13 protein-coding genes are annotated in these 20,518 nt (G+C 63.8%); 8 read left to right on the top strand and 5 right to left on the bottom strand.

The window, feature by feature from the left end; translation table 11 throughout:
* Positions 1-114 precede the first annotated feature (114 nt).
* From BLP76_RS14535 to BLP76_RS14520, 4 genes are all read right to left on the bottom strand, one after another.
* The gene (locus BLP76_RS14535) at positions 115-1,353 is read right to left on the bottom strand and encodes a matrixin family metalloprotease (RefSeq protein ID WP_092814794.1); all 1,239 of its coding nucleotides are present in this window, start codon (positions 1,351-1,353) and stop codon (positions 115-117) included.
* Between the two features lie 193 nt (positions 1,354-1,546).
* On the bottom strand, positions 1,547-2,719 hold the full coding sequence (locus tag BLP76_RS14530) for a GNAT family N-acetyltransferase (RefSeq protein WP_171904411.1): 1,173 nt from the start codon (positions 2,717-2,719) through the stop codon (positions 1,547-1,549).
* Between the two features lie 115 nt (positions 2,720-2,834).
* Entirely contained in the window at positions 2,835-3,386 is a 552-nt protein-coding gene (locus BLP76_RS14525) for a DUF924 family protein (protein ID WP_092814788.1), read from the bottom strand.
* An 8-nt stretch (positions 3,387-3,394) separates the two neighbouring features.
* On the bottom strand, positions 3,395-5,233 hold the full coding sequence (locus tag BLP76_RS14520; protein ID WP_244514595.1) for a long-chain-acyl-CoA synthetase: 1,839 nt from the start codon (positions 5,231-5,233) through the stop codon (positions 3,395-3,397).
* Positions 5,234-5,307: 74 nt separating this feature from the next.
* Between BLP76_RS14520 and BLP76_RS14515 the strand changes: the two genes are divergently transcribed.
* Positions 5,308-5,562, top strand: a complete 255-nt coding sequence (locus BLP76_RS14515) for a sulfurtransferase TusA family protein (protein ID WP_207145419.1) — start codon at positions 5,308-5,310, stop codon at positions 5,560-5,562.
* Between the two features lie 42 nt (positions 5,563-5,604).
* Here BLP76_RS14515 and BLP76_RS14510 read toward each other — a convergent pair whose 3' ends face one another.
* Positions 5,605-6,900 (bottom strand): D-alanyl-D-alanine carboxypeptidase family protein, encoded by a 1,296-nt coding sequence (locus tag BLP76_RS14510; RefSeq protein ID WP_170130569.1) that lies wholly within the window; start codon positions 6,898-6,900, stop codon positions 5,605-5,607.
* Between the two features lie 187 nt (positions 6,901-7,087).
* On the opposite strand from BLP76_RS14510, the gene BLP76_RS14505 reads away from it, so the two are divergent.
* The 7 genes from BLP76_RS14505 (at position 7,088) to pyc (ending at position 20,517) form a co-directional block, all read left to right on the top strand.
* Positions 7,088-8,134: a TAXI family TRAP transporter solute-binding subunit gene (locus BLP76_RS14505; protein ID WP_200170614.1), complete on the top strand. Its 1,047-nt coding sequence runs from the start codon at positions 7,088-7,090 to the stop codon at positions 8,132-8,134.
* A 338-nt stretch (positions 8,135-8,472) separates the two neighbouring features.
* A complete protein-coding gene (locus BLP76_RS14500) occupies positions 8,473-10,665 on the top strand; it encodes a TRAP transporter permease (protein WP_092814778.1) in 2,193 nt (730 codons plus the stop codon).
* Between the two features lie 88 nt (positions 10,666-10,753).
* On the top strand, positions 10,754-11,917 hold the full coding sequence (locus BLP76_RS14495) for a M20 aminoacylase family protein (RefSeq protein WP_092814775.1): 1,164 nt from the start codon (positions 10,754-10,756) through the stop codon (positions 11,915-11,917).
* A gap of 114 nt (positions 11,918-12,031) precedes the next feature.
* Positions 12,032-13,813 (top strand): malto-oligosyltrehalose trehalohydrolase, encoded by a 1,782-nt coding sequence (treZ, locus tag BLP76_RS14490; protein ID WP_092814771.1) that lies wholly within the window; start codon positions 12,032-12,034, stop codon positions 13,811-13,813.
* Positions 13,806-16,511 carry a malto-oligosyltrehalose synthase gene (gene treY / locus BLP76_RS14485; protein ID WP_170130570.1) on the top strand — a complete coding sequence of 902 codons (2,706 nt, stop codon included), beginning with the start codon at positions 13,806-13,808 and terminating at the stop codon, positions 16,509-16,511. The genes treZ and treY overlap by 8 nt, the downstream gene beginning before the upstream one ends.
* 134 nt (positions 16,512-16,645) lie before the next feature.
* Entirely contained in the window at positions 16,646-16,921 is a 276-nt protein-coding gene (locus tag BLP76_RS14480; protein ID WP_370642387.1) for a glycine zipper domain-containing protein, read from the top strand.
* Between the two features lie 113 nt (positions 16,922-17,034).
* Entirely contained in the window at positions 17,035-20,517 is a 3,483-nt protein-coding gene (pyc, locus tag BLP76_RS14475; RefSeq protein WP_092814899.1) for a pyruvate carboxylase, read from the top strand.
* Position 20,518 lies beyond the last annotated feature (1 nt).

The following is a 20,518-nucleotide window of genomic DNA, read 5'->3' as shown; positions in this document are numbered from 1 at the left end:
AAACCCCCTGTCTGCCTCGCCCACCTCTTAGCTGCGCACGGGGCCGAGGTCGAGATCGGGTTGCCCGCAAGGATGCGCCGTGGGCGCGGGAGGGGGGCGGCGGGGGGCCGAGTGTCAGCTTGTCAGCGTCAGAAAGATGAAATCGCTTTCGTCGAGAGCGCTGACGGCGATGTTGTTCAATGTCAGGACATCTCCGCCACCGAGATCGAGGGTGGCGTTGCCGGCGCCGTCCTGGGCGATCGCGAGCTCGGAGAAGCTGCCGAAGCCGTTGTCGGAGACATCGATCCGGTCAATCCCGTTCTCGAAGCCGAAGATGGTGTCGTCGCCATTGTCTGCGACGCTGGCATAGATGTCTGCGGCGCCGTCAGAGGTGCCGAGATAGATCTGGTCGTCACCCGTGCCTCCGAAGAGGAGGTCGGCACCGTTGCCACCGTAAAGCGTGTCGTTGCCGGCCGCGCCATAGAGCGTGTCGTTGCCGTCGCCGCCCTGGAGCACGTCGTTGCCGGAGGCTCCGCCCAATTCGTCGTTGCCGGTGCCGCCGTTCAGGGTGTCGTTGCCGGCGCCGGCGTAGAGGGCGTCGTTGCCAACCTCGCCGTTCAGATCGTCGGCGGCCGTATCGCCGCCGCCGAAGAGAAGATCTGCGCCGTCGCCACCATAGATGCGATCTGTCCCGCCGCCGCCGCCGAGCGCATCGTTGCCGCTGCCGCCGTGGATCGTGTCGACCCCGTCACCGCCATAGACCGTGTCATTGCCATTGCCGGCATCGAGATAATCGCCGAAATTGCCCTTGCCGCCGAAGATGAGGTCGGCGCCGTCCGCGCCGCGGAGGTTGTCCGCTCCCGTGCCGCCGAACATGGTGTCGGCGCCGCCGCCACCGGAAAAATTGTCGGCTTCGGCGGATCCAACGAGATAATTGTCGCCGCTATCCGGCCCGTAGAGGGACTGCAGCTCGGTGATGTTTGCAGCGTTCAGCGTGATCACGCCCATCGAATAGGGGTACATGATCGAGGTGGGATCATCGTCGTGGTCGAGGCCGATGGCGTGGCCGATCTCGTGGGCGAGCACCGACAGGTGATCCTGATCCGGATCGGCCTCGTCGATGGTGATCTCGGCGCTCGTGATGGTCGTGCCGCTCATATAGGTCACACAATTGCCGAGCGTGCCGCCGTAGCCGTCGATCGGACCCTGGTCGATCTGAATGTCCGCGGACATGAAATTGGCGGCTCGGACGAAATCGGGCTCCATCCACGGATCCCAGATCGCAAAAGCCTCGGCGAGGTTGAAGCCATAATCGGGCGCCACCGACGCGAAGGTTATGATCGCCTGGTCGAAGGTCGTTCCGTAATTGGCCATCGTCGTTTCCTCTGAGATCGCTTTCAGCTCGTTACACGAGATTCGTAATATTCTCCTGAGAGGACGAAACGATTGCGGCTAAAACCTGAAGCAAATGTTGCCGGAGGTTGTTTTGGCGTGCTGCGCCTGTCTTGCGGGAACCTTCCGGACGTGGTGCGGAACGCACCTGCCGGGCAAGATCGGGGCAGGCGGGTCAGCTGCGGCCGAAGCGTTCTTGCAGGCGGTCGCGAACGGCCCGTGCCTGCCGGCGGAGGAGCCTGCGCCCATGTTCCGCCGAGCGGGCAAGCCGCGCCCGTGCGGCGGAGGGAGTGACCTCCAGAACAGCGGATTCGTAAGGCTCCGAATGGTGCCAGTAATGGGTGAGAAGCCTGGCATCTGCGGTGTTCGAAAGAGGATCGATCCGGGCGATGGTCGGGTCCGACAGCCATAGACGGGTGTTGCGCAGGAGCAGCTGCACGCCCGGAGAAAAGTGCGAAAAACTCTCGTCGAAAGCGATTTTCCAGGGCACGAGGAGAGAGCCGGAGACGAAGGTGATCGACGAGGCCGCGAGCTTGCCGCCGACCGTCATACGCTCGATTCTGGCAGCATCGCGTGCGCCGAGCGCGAGGATTGCATCTTCGGCGAAGCGCCTGCCGGCATGGTTGAGGATGGCGGTGCCGCGGCGGCCCTTCCAGCCGGCGGCCTCCAGCGCGAGGAAATCGTCGAGTGCCGCGGGGAGCGCTGGGCCGATCGCCGTTGAAAACTCGACCGGGCCCACGTCCTCCAGCCGGCGGCGAAGGCGGCCGATGTCCTTGCGGCGCTGTGACGAGATGCCAGCTTCGAATTGCTGAAGGGCATCGGGCTCGACGGTGAGGATCGGGCGTTCTTCGCGGAAGATCGTGTGAACCCGACTATCGGCCGCGCGCCGCATGCTGATCCAGGTGTCGCAGAGGGCAGGGGTGTCGTTCAGCATCAGAAGCTCGATGCCAACGTCTGCGAGATCGGCGAAGAGCGCCCGGGCGACGGCGTGGCCGCGCGCGCGATCAAGCAGCGGCACGCCGAGGGGGCCGTAATTGTGGCTCCAGATGTGAGCCATACGCAGCGCGCCGCGGTGAAATGGTGCGCATAGGATCGGTGCGAAAAAGACGAGGCGCGTGCCGGCATAGAAAAGAGCGAGCTCGACCTCTCCGTTGCCGAACGCCTTGATCGCGGGGCCGAGGAAGGCCGGAAGATAGAACGGATTGGCGTCGAGGCTCTCGCTCGCCAGCCTTTCGATCTCGTCGGCATGGACGCTCAAGGCTTCCGGCTTCTCGATGAGAAGACGGAATGTGGGCTCGGTGGAAGGGCCCGGGGTTTTCACCCAGCCGGCGTCGCTTGTGAGGGGCATCATCTCCATTATACCAAGGTAGCAGACGCCGCGCGGCACGGAGGGAATTAGGTAAAATTATCCCTAACAAGATCGCTCGACTTCGTAGAACGCACCGCAGGATCGGCCCCCCGATTCAGCCGGAAAATCCGCCTCCCTCCAGAAACCGCCGCTCCGCCGGGCTCGTGTGCCGGCCAAGCACGGCGTTTCTGTGGGGGAAGCGGGCGAAACGGCGGATGATGTCGCGATGCTCCAGGGCAAAGGAAAGCGTGCCGGCCTTGTCGAGCCGATGGCTGAGCGCGACGCAACGGTCCTGCTCGGGCAGGCTCTCTGAATGCATGAAGGGCATGGCGAAGAATTTCGCGACATCTGCCGAGACCTGCTTCTCGTAGCCTTCGGATATCGCTTTCCTGGCAAGGCGAAGCGCCGCCGGGTCGTTGGCGAAAGCCTCCGGCCGCTCACGGCAGAGATTGCGGGAGAATTGATCGAGGACGAGAATGAGGGCGAGAGCGCCGTCCGGCGTCTCGGCCCAATCCTCGAGCGCACCCTTCGATGCCGCTTCATGCAGGGCGCCAAAGCGCTCGCCGATCTCGCGATCGAAGGCGCCGCTCTTCTTGAACCATTTCTCCGGGCCCGCCTCGCGCCAGAAGGCGATGACGTCGTGCGGGCCCGGATTTGTCTCTGACATCTCTTGCCTCAAAGCCGGAGATCGCCGCTCTCGACCTCGGCGTAGAGGTCCGTGTCGAGCGGCACATAGGTCTGCTTTTCGGGGTGCAGCATATAGAGCGGGTCGGCGATCCGGTTCGGGTCGAAGCCTTCGCGCACGAGATCGACCTTGCGCTGCTTGAAGGTGCCGGTCATTTCCATCGATTGCTGCAGCCGCAGGAAGATCGGCCGCGCATAACGCGGCAGGTGCCGTTCCACATGGACGTAGAAGCCGTTCATATCGAAGGCCTCTTCGACGACGAGCGAGGCCATGCCGGCGCGCCCGTCGGTGTTGGGCACGGCCACGCCGAAGACATTGGCATCCTTGACGCCCGGATAGACGGTGATCGCCTCCGCCACTTCGGAGGTGGCGACGTTCTCGCCCTTCCAGCGGAAGGTGTCCCCGATGCGATCGACGAAATAGAAATAGCCCATTTCGTCCTTCTTCATGAGGTCGCCGGTGCGAAACCACATATCGCCCTTCTCGAAGACGTCCTTGAGGATCTTCTTCTCGGTCGCCTTGGGGTCGGCGTAGCCTTCGAAACGCTGGCTCGGGCGGCTCGGATCGTCGATGATCTGCGAAATCACCTCACCGATCTCACCGGGCACGCATTTCATGCAGAAGCCATCGGGACCGCGCTCCGGCTCTTCGGAGGAATGGTCGAAGCGGACGATCTCGGTGACGAAACGCTTCTCCGCCCATTTCGGAATGCGCCCGACGGAGCCGACCTTGCCGTCGAAATTGAAGAAGACGGCGTTGCCTTCCGTTGCCGCATACCATTCCAGGATCTTCGGGATGGCGAAGCGGTTCTTGAAGTCTTCCCAGATGTCGGGGCGCAGGCCGTTGCCGCAGGCGAGCCGAAGCTTGTGCTGACGCTCCTTGGGGTGCGTCGGGCTGTTCAAGAGATAGCGGCAGAGCTCGCCGATATACTGGAAGATCGTGCATTCGTAGTCGACGACGTCGTCCCAGAACTGGCTGGCCGAGAATTTCTCGCGGATGACGACACTGGCGCCCGCCGTCAGCGCCGCGCCCGAGGCGAGCACGCTGCCGGTCGTGTGGTAGAGCGGCAGGCAGACATAGATGCGGTCGTGCGGCTTCATATCCATGGCGCCGTTGAAGCCGAGCGAGATGGCGAGCACGCGGTAATGGTTGATGTTGGCCGCCTTCGGCATGCCGGTCGTGCCGCTCGTATAGATGAAGAGACAGCGGTCCGACGTGGTCAGCTTCGGCCTTTCGGAGGCATCGAGCGGCTCGCGGCTGAACGTGTCCAGCGCCTCGTCGAGCCGCTTCCATGCGTCCACCCCGCGGCCATAGGCCCAATATTCCGCCTGCGTCTGCAGGAAAGGATCGGCGGTGTGAAAGCCGTCGGCGATCGCCGTGTCGACGATGATGTGCTTCGGCTCGACGATGTTCACGCAATTGGCGAGGACCGGGCCGCGCAGATTGGTGTTGAGGCAGGCGGTGACGCCGCCGGCCCGCGCGATGCCGAGCCAGGCGGCCATGTATTCCGGCTTGTTCGGCATCATGAGCGCGACGCAATCGCCCTTTTTGACGCCGTTGGCGATGGCCCAGCGGGCATATTGGTTCGCGCGTTCGTTGTATTCGCGGTAGCTCATGCGCTCGCTCTCGGCGATCATCGCCGGTCGGTCGCCATGCTCTTTTGCGATGTCCTCGATCAGATCGGGAAAAGTACGGTTGCGGTTCTTTGCCGCCGAGCTGACTTTGCGAAGTGCACGCAGGGCGCCGCGTACATAGGCGAGTTCGCTCTTGATTCTTTCGATAAAGCCCATCGTCTCCCCCGCCGCTTCAGGCAGAAGAGCCCGCGGCATTCTTGCTGTTTCTGAAATCTCTTCCCATACCAGGGACGGAAATTGAAGAGGTCAAGCCTGCAAGGAGGCCGATATTGGCCATTCATTCAGGGGATGAAGAACACAACTGCCACGTCATCGATGTGCGCGGGCTGAAATGCCCGTTGCCGGTGTTGAAAACCGCCAAGGGGATCGCCTCTCTGCCGCCGGGTATACGGGTCGTGGTTCTTGCGACCGACCCGATGGCGGCGATCGACATTCCGCATTTCTGCAACGAACGCGGTCACCGCTTTTTGGGGCGTCGCGACGACGAGGGTGTCAGCCGCTACGAGATCGAAACCGGCGGCTGAGGATCCCTGTCGAAAGGTCGCCGGGCCGGGCGGCGCTTATGCTTACCGGTCGGGCCGCGGGCGCGGCATCAGGGCCGGGGCTGCAAGGAGCAGGACGGGATCGACGGGCGCTGCCTTGTTCGCTTCTTCGCTCGGCGCGAACGCCGTCGCAAGCTGCGGCCGGGGCGGGATGGCGATCGTCGGGCGCGGACGTGGCATGACCCCGAGCTGCGCGCTCAAAATCTCCTGCGCAAGGTCGTCGACGCCCGGGCCTTCAACACCTCCGGTTGCGACGACGATCGGGGTCACGGGGCCTTTGCGCTGGCCGATATGGGAGGGTTTGAAGCCGTCTCCCTCGTCGACCATGATGAGGCCGCCCTTCATGGGCTTGTAGATCGGGTTCGACTTGGAGGCGACCTTTTTGCCCTTTTGCGGGCTGCACACCTGATCGCGCATGTCATAGGGCTCGGTGTAGCGGGAGCCGGAATTGATGCGGGTGATGTCGGGGCCGCCTGAGAAGAGCCCTCCGCCGCGGTCGAAGCCTGCATCCAGCAGACGGGCGGCGCGTTCGGCGCGGTCGATGGCGTTGTCGGCGCCAAGAACGACCGCGATCAATTCGCGCCGGCCGCGCTGCGCGGTCGCGACCAAGTTCCAGCCGGAATCGCAGATATAGCCGGTCTTCATCCCGGTGGCGCCGCGGTAGCGGCTGATCAGAAGGTTGGTGTTGCGCTTCACCACTCCCCCGACCTTGATGGCGGGGACGTTGAAATAATGCTGGTAGCGCGGGAATTCGTCGAAGATCGCGCGTGTCAAAAGCGCGAGGTCGCGTGCGCAGGTGACCTGGTGCGGGCTGTAAAGGCCGTGCGGGTTGACGAATTGCGTGCGCGTCATGCCGAGGCGCTTCGCCTCGAGGTTCATGCGCAGCAGAAAATTGTCGTAGCCGTCGCCGACGGATTCCGCGATCGCCATCGCCATGTCGTTGGAGGAGCGCGCCAGCATGACCTTGAGCGCGTTGTCGACCGTCAGGACCGAACCGGGTTTGAAGAAGCGCGCAGCATAGGGCTGGTTGTAGGCGTTCTGCGACATCACCACTGGCGATTTCAGCGTGATCTCGCCAACCTCGAGGGCGCGGAAGACGACGAAGGCCGTCATCAGCTTGGTCGTGGAGGCGGGATACCAGGGGCGGAGCGCATCGTGCTCCTCAAGGACGTCCCCGCTCTTCGCATCGACCAGGAGATAAGGTCCCAGGACGTCGCCCGTGCCAGCCGTTTCGTTGGCGGCGGCAAGCGGAGCTGTCACAAGAAACAGGAGAGCGAGCAGCAGGCGCGCCCCCGAAAGCATGCGAAGCGGAGATGTCAAGGTTTCGGCCCCACGGTTGTCTGGGTCAGACTTACGCGACCGCCGCTGCGTAACACAATTCGGCCCGCTTTCACAAACGCGCCTTGCTTGAGTTTCCGTGAGCGCTCGCGCGGGCTTTGCTTTCCGGCCGATAGCCCATAAGCTCAGTCTTCCAAAACAATAAGACTGCAATGGTGGGAGGAACAGAATGCTATTCCAGCGCAAAGTTTTACGCTCCTTTGTCATGGCCGCGACCAGCCTTGCTCTCGTTGGCGCGATTGCCTGGCCTTCTTCGGGGCGGGCCCAGGAAGAACAGAATTACCTTCTGGCGACGGCTTCAACGGGAGGAACTTATTATCCGGTGGGTGTTGCTCTTGCCACGCTCATCAAGGTCAAGCTGCAGCCGACTGAGAAGATCGGCATGTCGGCGATCAACTCCGCGGGCTCGGCCGAGAACATCAAGCTGATGCGCGACAACGAAGTCCAGTTCGCCATCCTGCAAGGCCTTTATGGCGCTTATGCGAAGAAGGGCTCCGGCCCGCTGGAAAATGAGGGGCCGCAGGAGAACCTCCGCTCCGTCACCATGCTGTGGCCGAATGTCGAACACTTCGTCCTGAAATCGGATCTCGCGGAAACCGGCACGATGGCCGATGTCGCGAACGCCAAGGGCAAGTCGATCAATCTCGGAGCGCAGAATTCCGGCACGCTCGGCTCCAACCGCACCATTCTCGGCAATCTCGGCTACGACATCGATCAGGATTTCACCCTTGCCTATTCCGGCTACGGGCCGGCGGCCGAAGCCTTGCAGAATGGGCAGGTGGTGCTGATCTCGACGCCGGCGGGGGCCCCGGTCGGTGCGATCAGCCAGGCTTTCGCGAATATGGGCGACGACATCACCGTCCTCGATTTCACCGACGAGGAGATGAAAGAGGCGAACGGCGATTTCGAAGAATTGTGGACGCGCTTCACGATACCGGCCGAGACCTATCCGGGGCAGGAGAAGGAGATCAACACGATCGCGCAGCCGAACTTCCTCGCCGTGCGCGACGATGTGCCGGAAGAGACGATCTACAAGATGACGAAGACGATCTACGAGAACCTGCCCTTCCTGCAGGGCATTCATCCGGCGACGAAGAATATGAAGCTCGAAGCGGCGATCGCCGGTCTGCCGCTGCCGCTGCATCCGGGCGCAGCCCGCTATTACGAAGAGCAGGGGATCCCGATCCCGGACCGTCTCAAGGTCGCGGCGCAGTAGAGTATGAGCCTTGGCTGTGCGTGGGGTGTTGACCCGTTTTCGATGCACAGTGTGGCGGTTGCCGGACCTTTCTTCTCCCCTCTCGGGAGAAGGTGGCGCCGGATGAGGGGTGGCCGCAGCATCAAGCGTTTGAGTTCGTGGCCGCTCTCACCCCTCACCGCCCGCTACGCGGGCACCTCTCCCCAACGGGGAGAGGAATGGAGTGCGCGGCGCGTACCAGGGAGAACGTCGATCCCACCACAAGAGGGAGACTGGGATGCATGCGGCTCCGGCCCAGCGGACATTTGGCTCCGCGCCATGAGAGTGCGCCATCCTGCGTCTCTTCCGCGGACTAGCATATGAGCGCTGATCGTAGCCACGATGGTGAGGACGCGCCGCGCGCTGAGGAAGACAGCCTTGGCGGAACCGCCGCGAGCCCGATTGGCGTCGGCAAGGACAAAGACGGCGAAGTCGAAACCCATGTGAGGAGCCTCACCTCCTGGCCGGCGCGGGTGTTCGCCGCCTGCGGCATCGCCATCTCGCTCTTCCATATCTGGGCGAATATCGACGGGCGCATTTCCACCTTGTGGCTCGTCGGCATTCATTTTGCCGGTTTCGCCTTCCTCGCCTGCCTGCGCTATCCGCTCAAAATCGGACGTTTCGTGGCGCCGCTCTGGCTCGATGCCGTCACCGGAGCCGTTATCGCCGGTGCGACGCTCTTCATCATCGGATCGGAAACGGCGATCTATGCGCAGGGCGTGCATCTGTCGCCGGAGCATTGGGTGGCGGCGATCCTCGTCATCCTCGGCGCGATCGAGCTGACGCGGCGGACGACGGGGCCGATCATCCCGGTCCTCATCGTGCTGGCGCTCTCTTATGTCTCGTTTCTCGGCGCCTATGCGCCCGGCGTCTTCCGCTTCGCCGGCCTCTCCTATGAGACGGTTCTCTTCCGCTCGATCTTTGCAGACGAGGGCATGTTCGGCACGATCGGGCGGATCTCGGCGAGTTTCGTCTTCATGTTCATTCTTTTCGGCGCGTTTCTGGTGCGCTCCGGAGCGGGTGATTTCATCATCGATTTTGCCCGCGCGCTCGCCGGCCGCCTCGTCGGAGGCCCCGGCTTCGTCGCCGTCTTTGCCTCAGGACTGACCGGTACGATCTCGGGCTCGGCCGTCGCCAATACGGTGTCGACCGGCGTCATCACCATTCCGCTCATGAAGAAATCGGGGTTTCCGCCACGTTTCGCCGCCGGCGTGGAGGCCGCGGCCTCGACCGGCGGACAGCTGATGCCGCCGATCATGGGGGCGGGCGCCTTCGTCATGGCGTCGAATACGCAGATCCCCTATCTCGATATCGTCGCCGTCGCGACACTGCCGGCGATCGCCTATTTCCTCACGGTCGCTTTCTTCGTCAGGATCGAGGCGAAGAAGCACCATATCGTCGGCGTCGACAATGAAAGCCGCAGCGCCTGGGAGGTGCTAAAGGCGGGCGGCCCGGCCTTCCTCGTCCCCGTCGCAACCCTGATCGGACTTCTGATCTACGGTTTCACCCCGGTCTATGCCGCCGGCTGGGCGATCCTCTCCGTCGTTGCCGCCTCCTGGCTCACCAAGAACCGTATGGGGCCGAAGGCGATCCTGGAGGCCCTGGCGCTCGGGGCGCAGAACATGATCATGACGGCGGTGCTTCTCATTGCCGTCGGGCTCATCGTCAACGTCATCGCCATGACGGGCATCGGTAACACCTTTTCGCTGATGATCGCGGACTGGGCGGGCGGCAATCTTCTGATCGCGCTCCTCTTGATCGCGCTCGCCTCGCTCGTGCTCGGCATGGGGCTGCCGGTGACGGCTGCCTATATCGTGCTTGCGACGCTCTCCGCCCCGGCCCTGCAGGGGATGATCGAGAACGGCTATCTTGTCGATCTTCTGACGTCGGGCACTTTGCCCGAGGCGGCGCGCGGACCCTTCCTGCTCGCCGATCCCGAGGCGATGACGAAGCTTGCCGCGCCGATGAGCCGCGAGGCGGCGAACGCCTTCATCGCCGCGGCCCCCGCCGAAGTCCTGCGCCTTGTCCATGGCCAGGCGCTCGATCCGGCGCTGATCACGGCAGCACTTCTTTCGGCCCATATGATCATCTTCTGGCTGTCGCAGGATTCCAACGTCACGCCGCCGGTCTGCCTCACCGCTTTTGCGGCCGCGGCGATCGCTCGCACGCCGCATATGGCGACCGGGATGACGGCCTGGAAGCTCGCCAAGGGGCTCTACATCGTGCCGATCCTCTTCGCTTATACGCCGTTCCTGCACGGCAGCGTGCCGGAGGTGCTTCTCGTCTTCGCGCAGGCGGTGATCGGCTCCTATGCCGTCGGAGCCGCCTTCGAGGGCTATATGGAAGCGCCGCTCGCCTGGCCGCTCAGAATTCTGGCGGGCGTTGCGGGCGTGGTCGTGCTGTGGCCGGGCCTGCCGGTCGCGACGGCGATCGGCGCGGCGATGACTTTTGCGCTGCTCCTGTGGACGATCCGGCTCGACCGTCGCGGCAGAACGGCTGAAGCTCTCGCCTGAGCGCCGAACCCGAAGCCTGGCAAGCTCTCGGTGCTTGCCAGGTGCGATGCAGGCGCTAGCATCGGCTCTTTCACGAAAGAGCTGCGTCATGCCCGTCATCAACTCCCTTGCCGAAGCCGCCGACGAGATCACGCAATGGCGGCGCGATTTTCACCGCAACCCGGAGCTCCTCTACGACGTGCCGCGGACCGCGAAGGTGGTGGCGGACAAATTGCGGGCTTTCGGCTGCGACGAGGTGGTGGAAGGCATCGGACGCAGCGGTGTCGTCGGCATCATCCGCGGTCGCGGAGAAGGCGATCGCGGCATCGGCCTTCGTGCCGACATGGACGCACTGCCGATCGAGGAGGAAAGCGGCAAGCCGTGGCGCTCCGAAACGCCCGGAAAGATGCATGCCTGCGGCCATGACGGGCATATGGCGATGCTGCTTGGTGCGGCGCGCTATCTCGCCGAAACGCGCAATTTCGCCGGACGCGCGGTGATCGTTTTCCAGCCCGCGGAGGAAGGTGGCGCCGGTGCGCGCGCCATGATCGAAGACGGGCTGATGGAGCGTTTTGCCATCAGCGAGATCTACGGCCTGCACAATATGCCGGGCATTCCGGTCGGCCAGTTCGGCATTCGTCCGGGCCCGCTGATGGCGGCGACCGACAATTTCGTTATCCAGATCGAGGGCAAGGGCTCGCATGCCGCCAAGCCGCATGCGGGCGTCGATCCCGTTCTCGTCGGCTCGCAGATCGTCAACGCGCTGCAATCGGTCGCTTCGCGCAATGTCGATCCCCTGAAGAGCGCCGTTGTCTCCGTGACGACCTTTCACGCCGGGGATACCTTCAACGTCATCCCACAGCGCGGCACCTTGAAGGGCACGGTGCGCACGCTCGATCCGGGCATCCGCGACCTGGTGGAGCGGCGCATGAACGAGCTCGTGCCGACGATCGGTCAGGCTTTCGGCGCGCGCGCCCGTCTCGATTACCAGCGGCATTACCCGGTGACCGTCAATCACGAGGAACAGACGCATAAAGCGGCGGCCGTCGCGCGCGAAATCGCCGGGGAGGGGGCGGTCACCGAAAACACACCGCCGCTGATGGCGGGAGAAGATTTCTCCTATATGCTGGAAGCAAGGCCCGGCGCCTTCATCTTTCTCGGCAACGGCGATTCCGCCGGCCTTCACCATCCCGCTTATGATTTCAACGACGGCGCAGCACCTTACGGGGCGAGCTATCTGGCGCGTCTCGTCGAAACGGGGATGCCGGCTTGAGGCTCGGAACGCTGGGATCGCCCGAGCGTTGACCGGCCACTGCACCCGCAACACTTTTAGTCGATATATTCCGTGACCCAGAGCTTCTTATTCGAAACGACATGGGGCGCATTCATGCGCCCGGAAGGCGGCGCCCGTTTCCGCTTGTGGGCTCCCGCTCAGAGCGCATTGACGCTGCGCCTCGCCGGCCAGGATCTGGCGATGAACAAGGCCGATCGCGGCTGGTTCGAGCTCACCGTGCCGGAGGCCGAGGCGGGGCAGGACTATCAGTTCGTCCTGGAAGACGGTTTTGCCGTTCCCGATCCGACCGCAAGGGCACAGGCGGGCGACGTGCATGGGCCGAGCCGGCTCGTCGATCCGAAGGCGTATCGCTGGCAGAGCGCGGGCTGGCGCGGGCGCCCGGCCGAAGAGCTCGTCACCTACGAATTGCATGTCGGCACGTTCAGCCCGGCCGGCACCTTTGCGGGGGCCGAGGAACGGCTCGATTATCTTGCCGATCTCGGCGTCACCGCGATCGAGCTTCTGCCGGTCGCGCAGTTTTCCGGCAATCGCGGCTGGGGCTATGACGGCGTTCTGCTCTATGCGCCGCACAGCGCTTATGGCGGGCCGGAGGGGCTGAAAGCGCTCGTCGATGCCGCGCATCAGCGCGGACTGATGGTCATTCTCGACGTCGTCTACAATCATTTCGGTCCGGACGGGAATTACCTCCACATGTACGCCCCGTCCTTCTTCGATCCGGAGCGGCACACGCCGTGGGGGGCGGGTATCCATTACGATGATGCGGCCGTGCGCTCGTTCTTCATCGACAATGCGCTCTATTGGCTGGAAGAGTTCCGGCTCGACGGCATGCGCTTCGATGCGATCGATCAGATCAAGGGGCCGGGCGCCGATACGCTCCTGCCGGAACTTTCCTCCCGCATCCGCGAAAAATGGCCTGACCGCCATATCCATCTGACGACAGAGGATGAACGCAACATCGTCTCCCTGCACGAGCGCGACGACGATGGCGCCCCGCGCTATTTCACTGCGGAGTGGAACGACGATTTCCATCACGCCGCGCATTGTGCGGCAACGGCCGAGCATGAAGGCTATTACAAGGATTACGCCGACGATCCCGTCGGCCATCTGATGCGGATCCTGGGCGAGGGCTTCGCCTATCAGGGTGAGGTGTCTGAGCATTGGGGCGGGCCGCGCGGCGTTGTCAGCGCCGGCCAGCCGCCGACGGCCTTCGTCACCTTCCTGCAAAACCACGATCAGGTCGGCAATCGCGCCGACGGCGAACGGCTCGCCGTTCTCGCCGACGAAGAGATGCTCAGGCTTCTGACGGCCATCCACCTTCTGCAGCCGCAATTGCCGCTCCTCTTCATGGGCGAGGAGTATGCCGAGACGCAGCCCTTCCTCTTCTTCACCGATTTCCATGGCGAGCTTGCAGATCTCGTGCGCGAAGGCCGGCGCCGCGAATTCACCGCCTGGGAGAGCTTTCGCGATCCCGCACGCCGGGCGGCGATCGCCGACCCGAACGACGTGAAGACGTTCGAGCGCTCGTGCCTCGACTGGTCGGGTGCGGCGCGTGGCGAAGGGCACGAACATCTCGCTTTCACGCGCGAGCTCTTGCATTTGCGCCACCGCGAGATCGTGCCGCGCCTTGCCGGCATGCGGGCGATGAATGCTGAGACGGAACGTCTTGGGGACCACGGCTTCCGCGTCACCTGGACGATGGGCGACGGGGCTCGGCTGACGCTTCTCGCCAATCTCGGCGACACGCCCGTCTCCACCGACGGCTACAAGCCCTCGGCTCCGATCTTTGTCTCCGGCCCGGGGGTCGATGCGGAGATCGCCGACGGGCTCGTGCCGGCGCTCGCCGTCGCCTTCTTCATGGAGGCGTCCCATGCGTGAGGCAGGTCCGCCGCTCGAGGCGGTGCCGACGGCCACCTATCGCCTGCAGTTTCGTGAGGGGATGGACTTCGACAAGGCGGCCGGGCTTGCACCCTATCTGAAGCGCCTCGGCATCAGCCATCTCTATGCCTCGCCGATCTTCACGGCGGTGCCGGGCTCGACCCATGGCTACGACGTCGCCGATTTCGCCGAGCTCGATCCGGCGCTCGGCGGGGCGGAGGGGTTTGCCCGCCTGGCTGATGCTCTGAAAGAGAACGGCCTCAAGCTTCTCCTCGACATCGTACCCAACCATATGGGCGCCTCCACGGCCAATCCCTATTGGGCGGACGTGCTCGAATGGGGCGAGGAGAGCCAGTATGCCGGCTATTTCGACATCGACTGGTCGGCGGCGAAGCTGCTCATTCCGGCGCTCGGTGCGCCCTATGGCAAGGTTCTCGAAGACGGGGAATTCGGGCTGCGTTTCGACAAGGACGAAGGCCGCTTCCGCTTCACCTATTACGACATCGCGCTGCCGCTGGCGCCCAATACCTACGGCCGGATTTTGGGCGAGATCGACGAGCCCGATTTTCAGGAGCTGTCGCTGACTTTCGCCACGGGTTCGGCCGATGGGGCGGGGCTTCTCCAGGAGCGGCTTGCTGCGCTTGCGGAAGATCCTGAGGCGCTCTCCAAGATCGAAGGCGCCGTTCGCGAGATCGCGGCAAACCAGGAGGCGCTGCACGAACTCCACGAAGTGCAGAATTGGCGGCTCGCCCATTGGCGCATGGCCCGGGAGACTTTGACCTATCGCCGCTTCTTCGAGATCACCGATCTCGTCGGCGTGCAGGTCGATCGCCTGTCCGTTTTCGAGGCGACGCATGCGCTGGTGAAGGAGCTTGCGGCGAGAGGCGATGTCGCGGGGCTCAGGATCGACCATATCGACGGGCTTGCCGATCCAAAGGCTTATCTCGCGCAGCTCGCGGAGATCGAGAACGCGCCCTATGTCGTGGTCGAGAAGATCCTCGGCCCCGACGAAAGGCTGCCGGAAACCTGGCGGACGGCGGGGACGACCGGCTACGAATTCGCCCACGCCTTGACGGCGCTGCAGGTCGATACGGAGGGGCTTTCCCGCCTCGATGCGGCGTGGCGCGAGGAGACGGGCGAAACTCGGCCGTTTTCGGAGATCGTGCGCGAAACCAAGCGCCGCATTCTCACTTACAATCTCGCGGGCGAGCTCGCCTATCTCGTCGAACGCGCTCGCGAAATCGGCGAGAACGATCCGCTGACGCGCGATTACGGGCCGGATTCGCTGCGCCGTGCTCTGATTGAGGTCGCGACATCCTTCCCGGTCTATCGCAGCTATGTCGACCTGTCGGGTGCATCCGAGCAGGACCGCAAGCTTCTGCGCAGAGCGGGCGAAGAGGCCAAGCTCTCGCCCTTCGTGGAGGATCCGGGGGTCGTCGACTTCCTGGTTGGCCTTCTCCTTTTGGAGAACCTCTCCGACCACGAGACGGTCGCAAGCGCGCTCTATCTTGCCCGCCGCTTCCAGCAGACGACGGGGCCGATGATGGCGAAAGCGCTGGAGGACACGGTCTTCTATCGCTTCAATCGGCTGATTGCGCTCAACGAGGTGGGCGGCGAGCCGGAGCCCGGACCGCAGGCGAGCTTCCACCCGGCGATGCAGGAGAGGCTCGAAACGCAGCCACAGGCGCTGTCGACGACGGCGACGCACGACACCAAGCGCGGCGAGGATGCGCGCGCCCGTATCTCCACGATCAGCGAAATGGCGGAGGAATGGGCGGACGCGGTGAAGCGCTGGAACGCCACCCTTCTGCCGCTCGTGGCGGAGATCGACGACGGGCCGGCGCCGGAGCCGAACGTCATGTGGCTCTTCCACCAGGCGCTTCTCGGTGGCTGGCCGCTCGAACTGCAGGCGGACGATCATGACGGCATGCGCGATCTCGTCGAGCGACTGGAAGCCTTCATGCTGAAGGCCGTGCGCGAGGCGAAAGAGCGGACGAGCTGGACCGCCGCCAATACGGCTTACGAGGAGAAGCTCTCCAACTTCGTGCGTTCGGCGCTCTCCAACGATTTTGCCGCCTATCGCCAGGATTTCCTCAAGGTGAGCGCGCCGCTCTTTGCGGCCGGCGCGGTCAATTCGCTGGCGCAGACGGCGATCAAGCTGACGGCACCCGGCGTGCCGGACGTCTATCAGGGCACGGAATTGTGGGATCTCTCCTTCGTCGATCCCGACAATCGCCGGCCGGTCGATTTCGACAGGCGCCAGGCGCTTCTTGGCGAACTCGGCGAGATGAATTTCGCAGAGACGCTTTCCCGCTGGCGCGAGGCCGTGCCGAAAGCGTGGCTCGTGCAGCGTCTGCTGCGCCTGCGTGGTGAGCACCGCAAACTCTTTCTCGAGGGCGGTTATGAGCCGCTTGCCGTCGAAGGGCCGATGGCGGCGCAGATCACGGCCTATGCGCGCCAGGTGGAGGGCGAAGCCCTCGTCGTGATCGTACCGCGGCTGCCGCTTTCACTGCTTGAACGGGAAGACGGGATTTCTCTCCGCTCCGATGCCTTTGCGGAGACGTTTGTGTCGCTACCAGGTGGATTTGCGCGGTTTTCCGATCTCCTCGGCGGTGGCGATGTCGAGGGTGATCGCATCGCGGCGTCGGAGCTTTTTCGGCGCGCCCCGTTGGCGCTCCTGTTCGCCTCGGCCTCCTAGGATTCTGCCAGTAAGCGGTGTGTCGCGCCTAAACCCCCGGCTTGGATGATGAAATGTTTGGAACCTTGGCATGGGTGCCGGTGTTGTGAGAACGGTTGACCGCACCCGGACACGGAGAGGATGGACGTATGAAAATTAAAGCCATTGCCATTGCTGCTGTTGCTGCCCTCAGCATCACTGCCTGTACGCAGACGGACAAGAACGCAGCGACCGGTGCTGCCATCGGCGGCGTCGGCGGCGCAGCGATCGGCGGGCTTGCGACGAAATCGGTTGGAGGCGCCGTGGTTGGTGGCGCGATCGGTGCCGCTTCCGGCGCCATCATCGGCTCGGTGGCGAGCCGCCCAGGCTATTGCTACTACCGCGACCGGTATGGCCGCCGCTACACCGCGGAGTGCCCTGCGGGTTACTGATCGCGCATAGCTGGTTCGAAAGAGAGGCCTCCGGCGCAAGCCGGGGGCCTCTTCATTTGCGTCGCCGAAAACCGGCCGGTAAGAAAGTGCGTTCCTGCAGAGAGAGGGTGGCCTTGCGGAAAGTTTCTAAGCTCCTCGTTGCCAATCGTTCCGAAATTGCAATCCGTGTGTTTCGCGCAGCCAACGAGCTGGGGCTGAAGACGGTTGCCGTCTTCGCCGAGGAAGACAAGCTCGCCCTGCATCGCTTCAAGGCCGACGAGGCGTATCTGATCGGCTCCGGGCCGCATCTGCCGAGCCAGATGGGCCCGATCGAGGCGTATCTGTCGATCGACGAGATTTTGCGCGTCGCCAAGGCGAGCGGCGCCGATGCCATCCATCCGGGCTACGGCTTTTTGTCGGAAAGCCCGGAATTTGCCGAGGCCTGCCGCGAGGCGGGCATCACCTTCATCGGACCGTCGCCGGAGACGATGCGCCGGCTCGGCAACAAGGTCGCTGCACGCAATCTCGCGGTCGAGGCGGGTGTGCCCGTGATGCCGGCGAGCGAGCCTCTGCCCGATGACGAAAACCATTGGAAGAACGTTGCCGCTGAGATCGGCTATCCGGTCATGCTCAAAGCCTCGTGGGGCGGCGGCGGGCGCGGCATGCGCGTCATTTCCGGCGAGAAAGAGCTCGTGGAGACCGTCCGTCAGGCGAAGCGCGAGGCGAAAGCTGCCTTCGGCAAGGACGAGGTCTATCTCGAAAAGCTCGTCGAGCATGCGCGCCATGTCGAGGTGCAGGTTCTCGGCGACCGGCACGGCAACCAGGTGCATCTTTTCGAGCGCGACTGTTCCGTGCAGCGGCGCCACCAGAAAGTCGTGGAGCGCGCGCCGGCCCCCTATCTGAGTGCAGAAAAGCGCGAGGAATTGTGCGGTTACGCGCTGAAGCTCGCCAAGGCTGCCGATTATGTCTGCGCCGGTACGGTTGAGTTCCTGCAGGATTCCGTGACGGGCGAATTCCACTTCATTGAAGTCAATCCGCGCGTTCAGGTGGAGCACACCGTCACCGAAGAGGTGACGGGCATCGACATCGTCAAGGCGCAGATCCGGCTGATCGAAGGCGAGCGCATCGGTGATCCGAAATCGGGGGTGCCGACGCAGGAGAAGATCTTCCTCAACGGCAACGCCCTGCAATGCCGTATCACGACGGAAGATCCGGAAGAGAACTTCATCCCGGATTACGGACGTATCACCGCCTATCGCGGCGCCACCGGCTTCGGCATCCGCCTCGACGGCGGCACGGCCTATTCCGGCGCCGTCATCACCCGCTTTTACGATCCGCTTCTGGAGAAGGTGACGGCCTGGGCGCCGACACCGGAGGAGGCGTTGAAGCGGATGCACCGGGCGCTGCGCGAATTCCGCATCCGCGGCGTGGCGACCAATCTCACCTTCCTTGAAAACATCATCACGCATCCGTCTTTCCAGGATAACAGCTACACCACGCGCTTCATCGACGAGACGCCGGAGCTCTTCGATACGGTGCGGCGCCGCGACCGTGGCACCAAGCTGTTGAATTATATCGCCGATGTTTCCGTGAACGGGCATCCGGAGACGCGCAACAGGCCACGGCCACCGGCCGATGTGCCGGCGCCGGTACCGCCGCTGTTTGAAGCGAAGGCGATGCCGGAGGATTTCCTCGGCACACGTCAGCTCCTCGACCGCGACGGACCGGAGGGGCTGGCACGCTGGGTGCGTGCACAGAAGCGGACGCTCATTACCGATACGACCATGCGCGACGGGCATCAATCGCTGCTCGCGACCCGCATGCGCACGCATGACATCGCAGCGATCGCGCCGGCCTATCAGGCGGCGCTGCCGGAGCTCTTCTCGCTCGAATGCTGGGGCGGGGCGACCTTCGACGTTGCCATGCGCTTCTTGACGGAAGATCCGTGGGAGCGACTGAAGCGCATCCGCGCCGGGGCGCCGGGCATCCTGATGCAGATGCTGCTGCGGGGCTCCAACGGTGTCGGCTACACCAATTATCCCGACAACGTCGTCCGCTTCTTCGTTGCCCAGGCGGCCGAGGCGGGGATCGACGTGTTCCGCGTCTTCGACTGCCTCAATTGGGTGGAGAATATGCGGGTGTCGATGGATGCCGTGATCGAGAGCGGCAAGATCTGCGAAGGCACGATCTGCTACACCGGCGACCTCTTCGATCCGGATCGCTCCAAATACAACCTCGCCTATTACGTCGATCTTGCCAGGCAGCTGGAAAAAGCCGGCGCGCATATGATCGCCGTCAAGGATATGGCGGGCGTCTTACGTCCTGCCGCGGCGAAGGCGCTCTTCAAGGCGCTGCGCGAGGCGACGGATCTGCCGCTGCATTTCCACACGCATGACACGTCGGGCATCTCGGCCGCCTCGGTGCTGGCTGCGGTCGAGGAAGGCGTCGATATCGTCGATGCGGCGATGGATTCCGTCGCCGGGCTCACCTCGCAGCCGGCGCTCGGCTCGATCGTGGAAGCGCTCGCCTCTGGCGAGCGCGCAACGGGTCTTACGCGCGATGCGATCCGCAAGATCGCGTTTTACTGGGAGGCGGTGCGCTACCAGTACGCGGCCTTCGAAAGCGATCTCAAGGCGCCGGCCTCGGAGGTTTATCTCCACGAAATGCCGGGCGGGCAGTTCACCAATCTCAAAGAGCAGGCGCGGGCCCTCGGGCTCGAATCGCGCTGGCACCGGGTGGCGCACACCTATCACGACGTGAATTTGATGTTCGGCGATATCGTCAAGGTGACGCCGTCTTCGAAGGTCGTCGGCGATATGGCGCTGATGATGGTGAGCCAGGATCTCTCCGTCGACGACGTGCTCGATCCGAGCCGCGAGATCGCGTTCCCCGATTCCGTCGTCAAGATGATGCGCGGCGAACTGGGTCAGCCGCCCGGAGGCTGGCCGGAAGCGATCCAGAAGAAGGTCCTGAAGCACGACAAGCCGATCACCGTGCGGCCGGGCTCGCTGATGGAGCCTGCGGATCTGGAGGCGGAGCGTGCGAAGGCGGCGGAGGCGGCCGATCACGAGATCTCCGACGAGGAGCTCGCCTCCTATCTCATGTATCCGAAGGTCTTCACCGACTTTGCGAGGGCACAGGAGGATTACGGGCCGACGGAGGTTCTGCCGACGCCTGTCTATTTCTATGGCCTTGAAGCTGGCGACGAGGTGATGGTCGAGATCGAGCGTGGCAAGACGCTCGTGGTCCGCTGTCAGGTGGTCGGCGAACCCGACGAAGAGGGCCAGGTGCGTGTCTTCTTCGAGTTGAACGGTCAGCCGCGCTTCGTACGTGTGCCCGACCGCGCCCATGGCGCGGGAGATGCGGCACGGCGTCCGAAGGCGGAAGCGGGCAATGCCGATCAGGTCGGGGCACCGATGCCGGGCGTCATCTCGCAGATCGCCGTCAAGGTCGGCGAGAAGGTGACGGCGGGCGACGTCCTTCTGTCCATCGAAGCGATGAAGATGGAGACCGCGATCCATGCCGACCGTGACGGCACGATCGAAGCGATCACCGTCAAAACCGGCGATGCCGTCGACGCCAAGGACCTTTTGATCAGCTACGCGGCGGCCGAATAGG

Origin of the sequence: Afifella marina DSM 2698, from assembly GCF_900102695.1 — a bacterium.
Classification (GTDB): Bacteria; Pseudomonadota; Alphaproteobacteria; order Rhizobiales; family Afifellaceae; genus Afifella; species Afifella marina.
This window is presented reverse-complemented; position numbering and strand designations above follow the sequence as displayed.

Coding starts and splice junctions, on each gene's coding strand:
- BLP76_RS14535 (WP_092814794.1), bottom strand. CDS start 1,353: ATGGCCAATTACGGAACGACCTTCGACCAGGCGATCATAACCTTCGCG.
- BLP76_RS14520 (WP_244514595.1), bottom strand. CDS start 5,233: ATGCCGCGGGCTCTTCTGCCTGAAGCGGCGGGGGAGACGATGGGCTTT.
- treY (WP_170130570.1), top strand. CDS start 13,806: ATGCGTGAGGCAGGTCCGCCGCTCGAGGCGGTGCCGACGGCCACCTAT.
- BLP76_RS14525 (WP_092814788.1), bottom strand. CDS start 3,386: ATGTCAGAGACAAATCCGGGCCCGCACGACGTCATCGCCTTCTGGCGC.
- BLP76_RS14530 (WP_171904411.1), bottom strand. CDS start 2,719: ATGCCCCTCACAAGCGACGCCGGCTGGGTGAAAACCCCGGGCCCTTCC.
- BLP76_RS14505 (WP_200170614.1), top strand. CDS start 7,088: ATGCTATTCCAGCGCAAAGTTTTACGCTCCTTTGTCATGGCCGCGACC.
- BLP76_RS14495 (WP_092814775.1), top strand. CDS start 10,754: ATGCCCGTCATCAACTCCCTTGCCGAAGCCGCCGACGAGATCACGCAA.
- BLP76_RS14500 (WP_092814778.1), top strand. CDS start 8,473: ATGAGCGCTGATCGTAGCCACGATGGTGAGGACGCGCCGCGCGCTGAG.
- treZ (WP_092814771.1), top strand. CDS start 12,032: ATGCGCCCGGAAGGCGGCGCCCGTTTCCGCTTGTGGGCTCCCGCTCAG.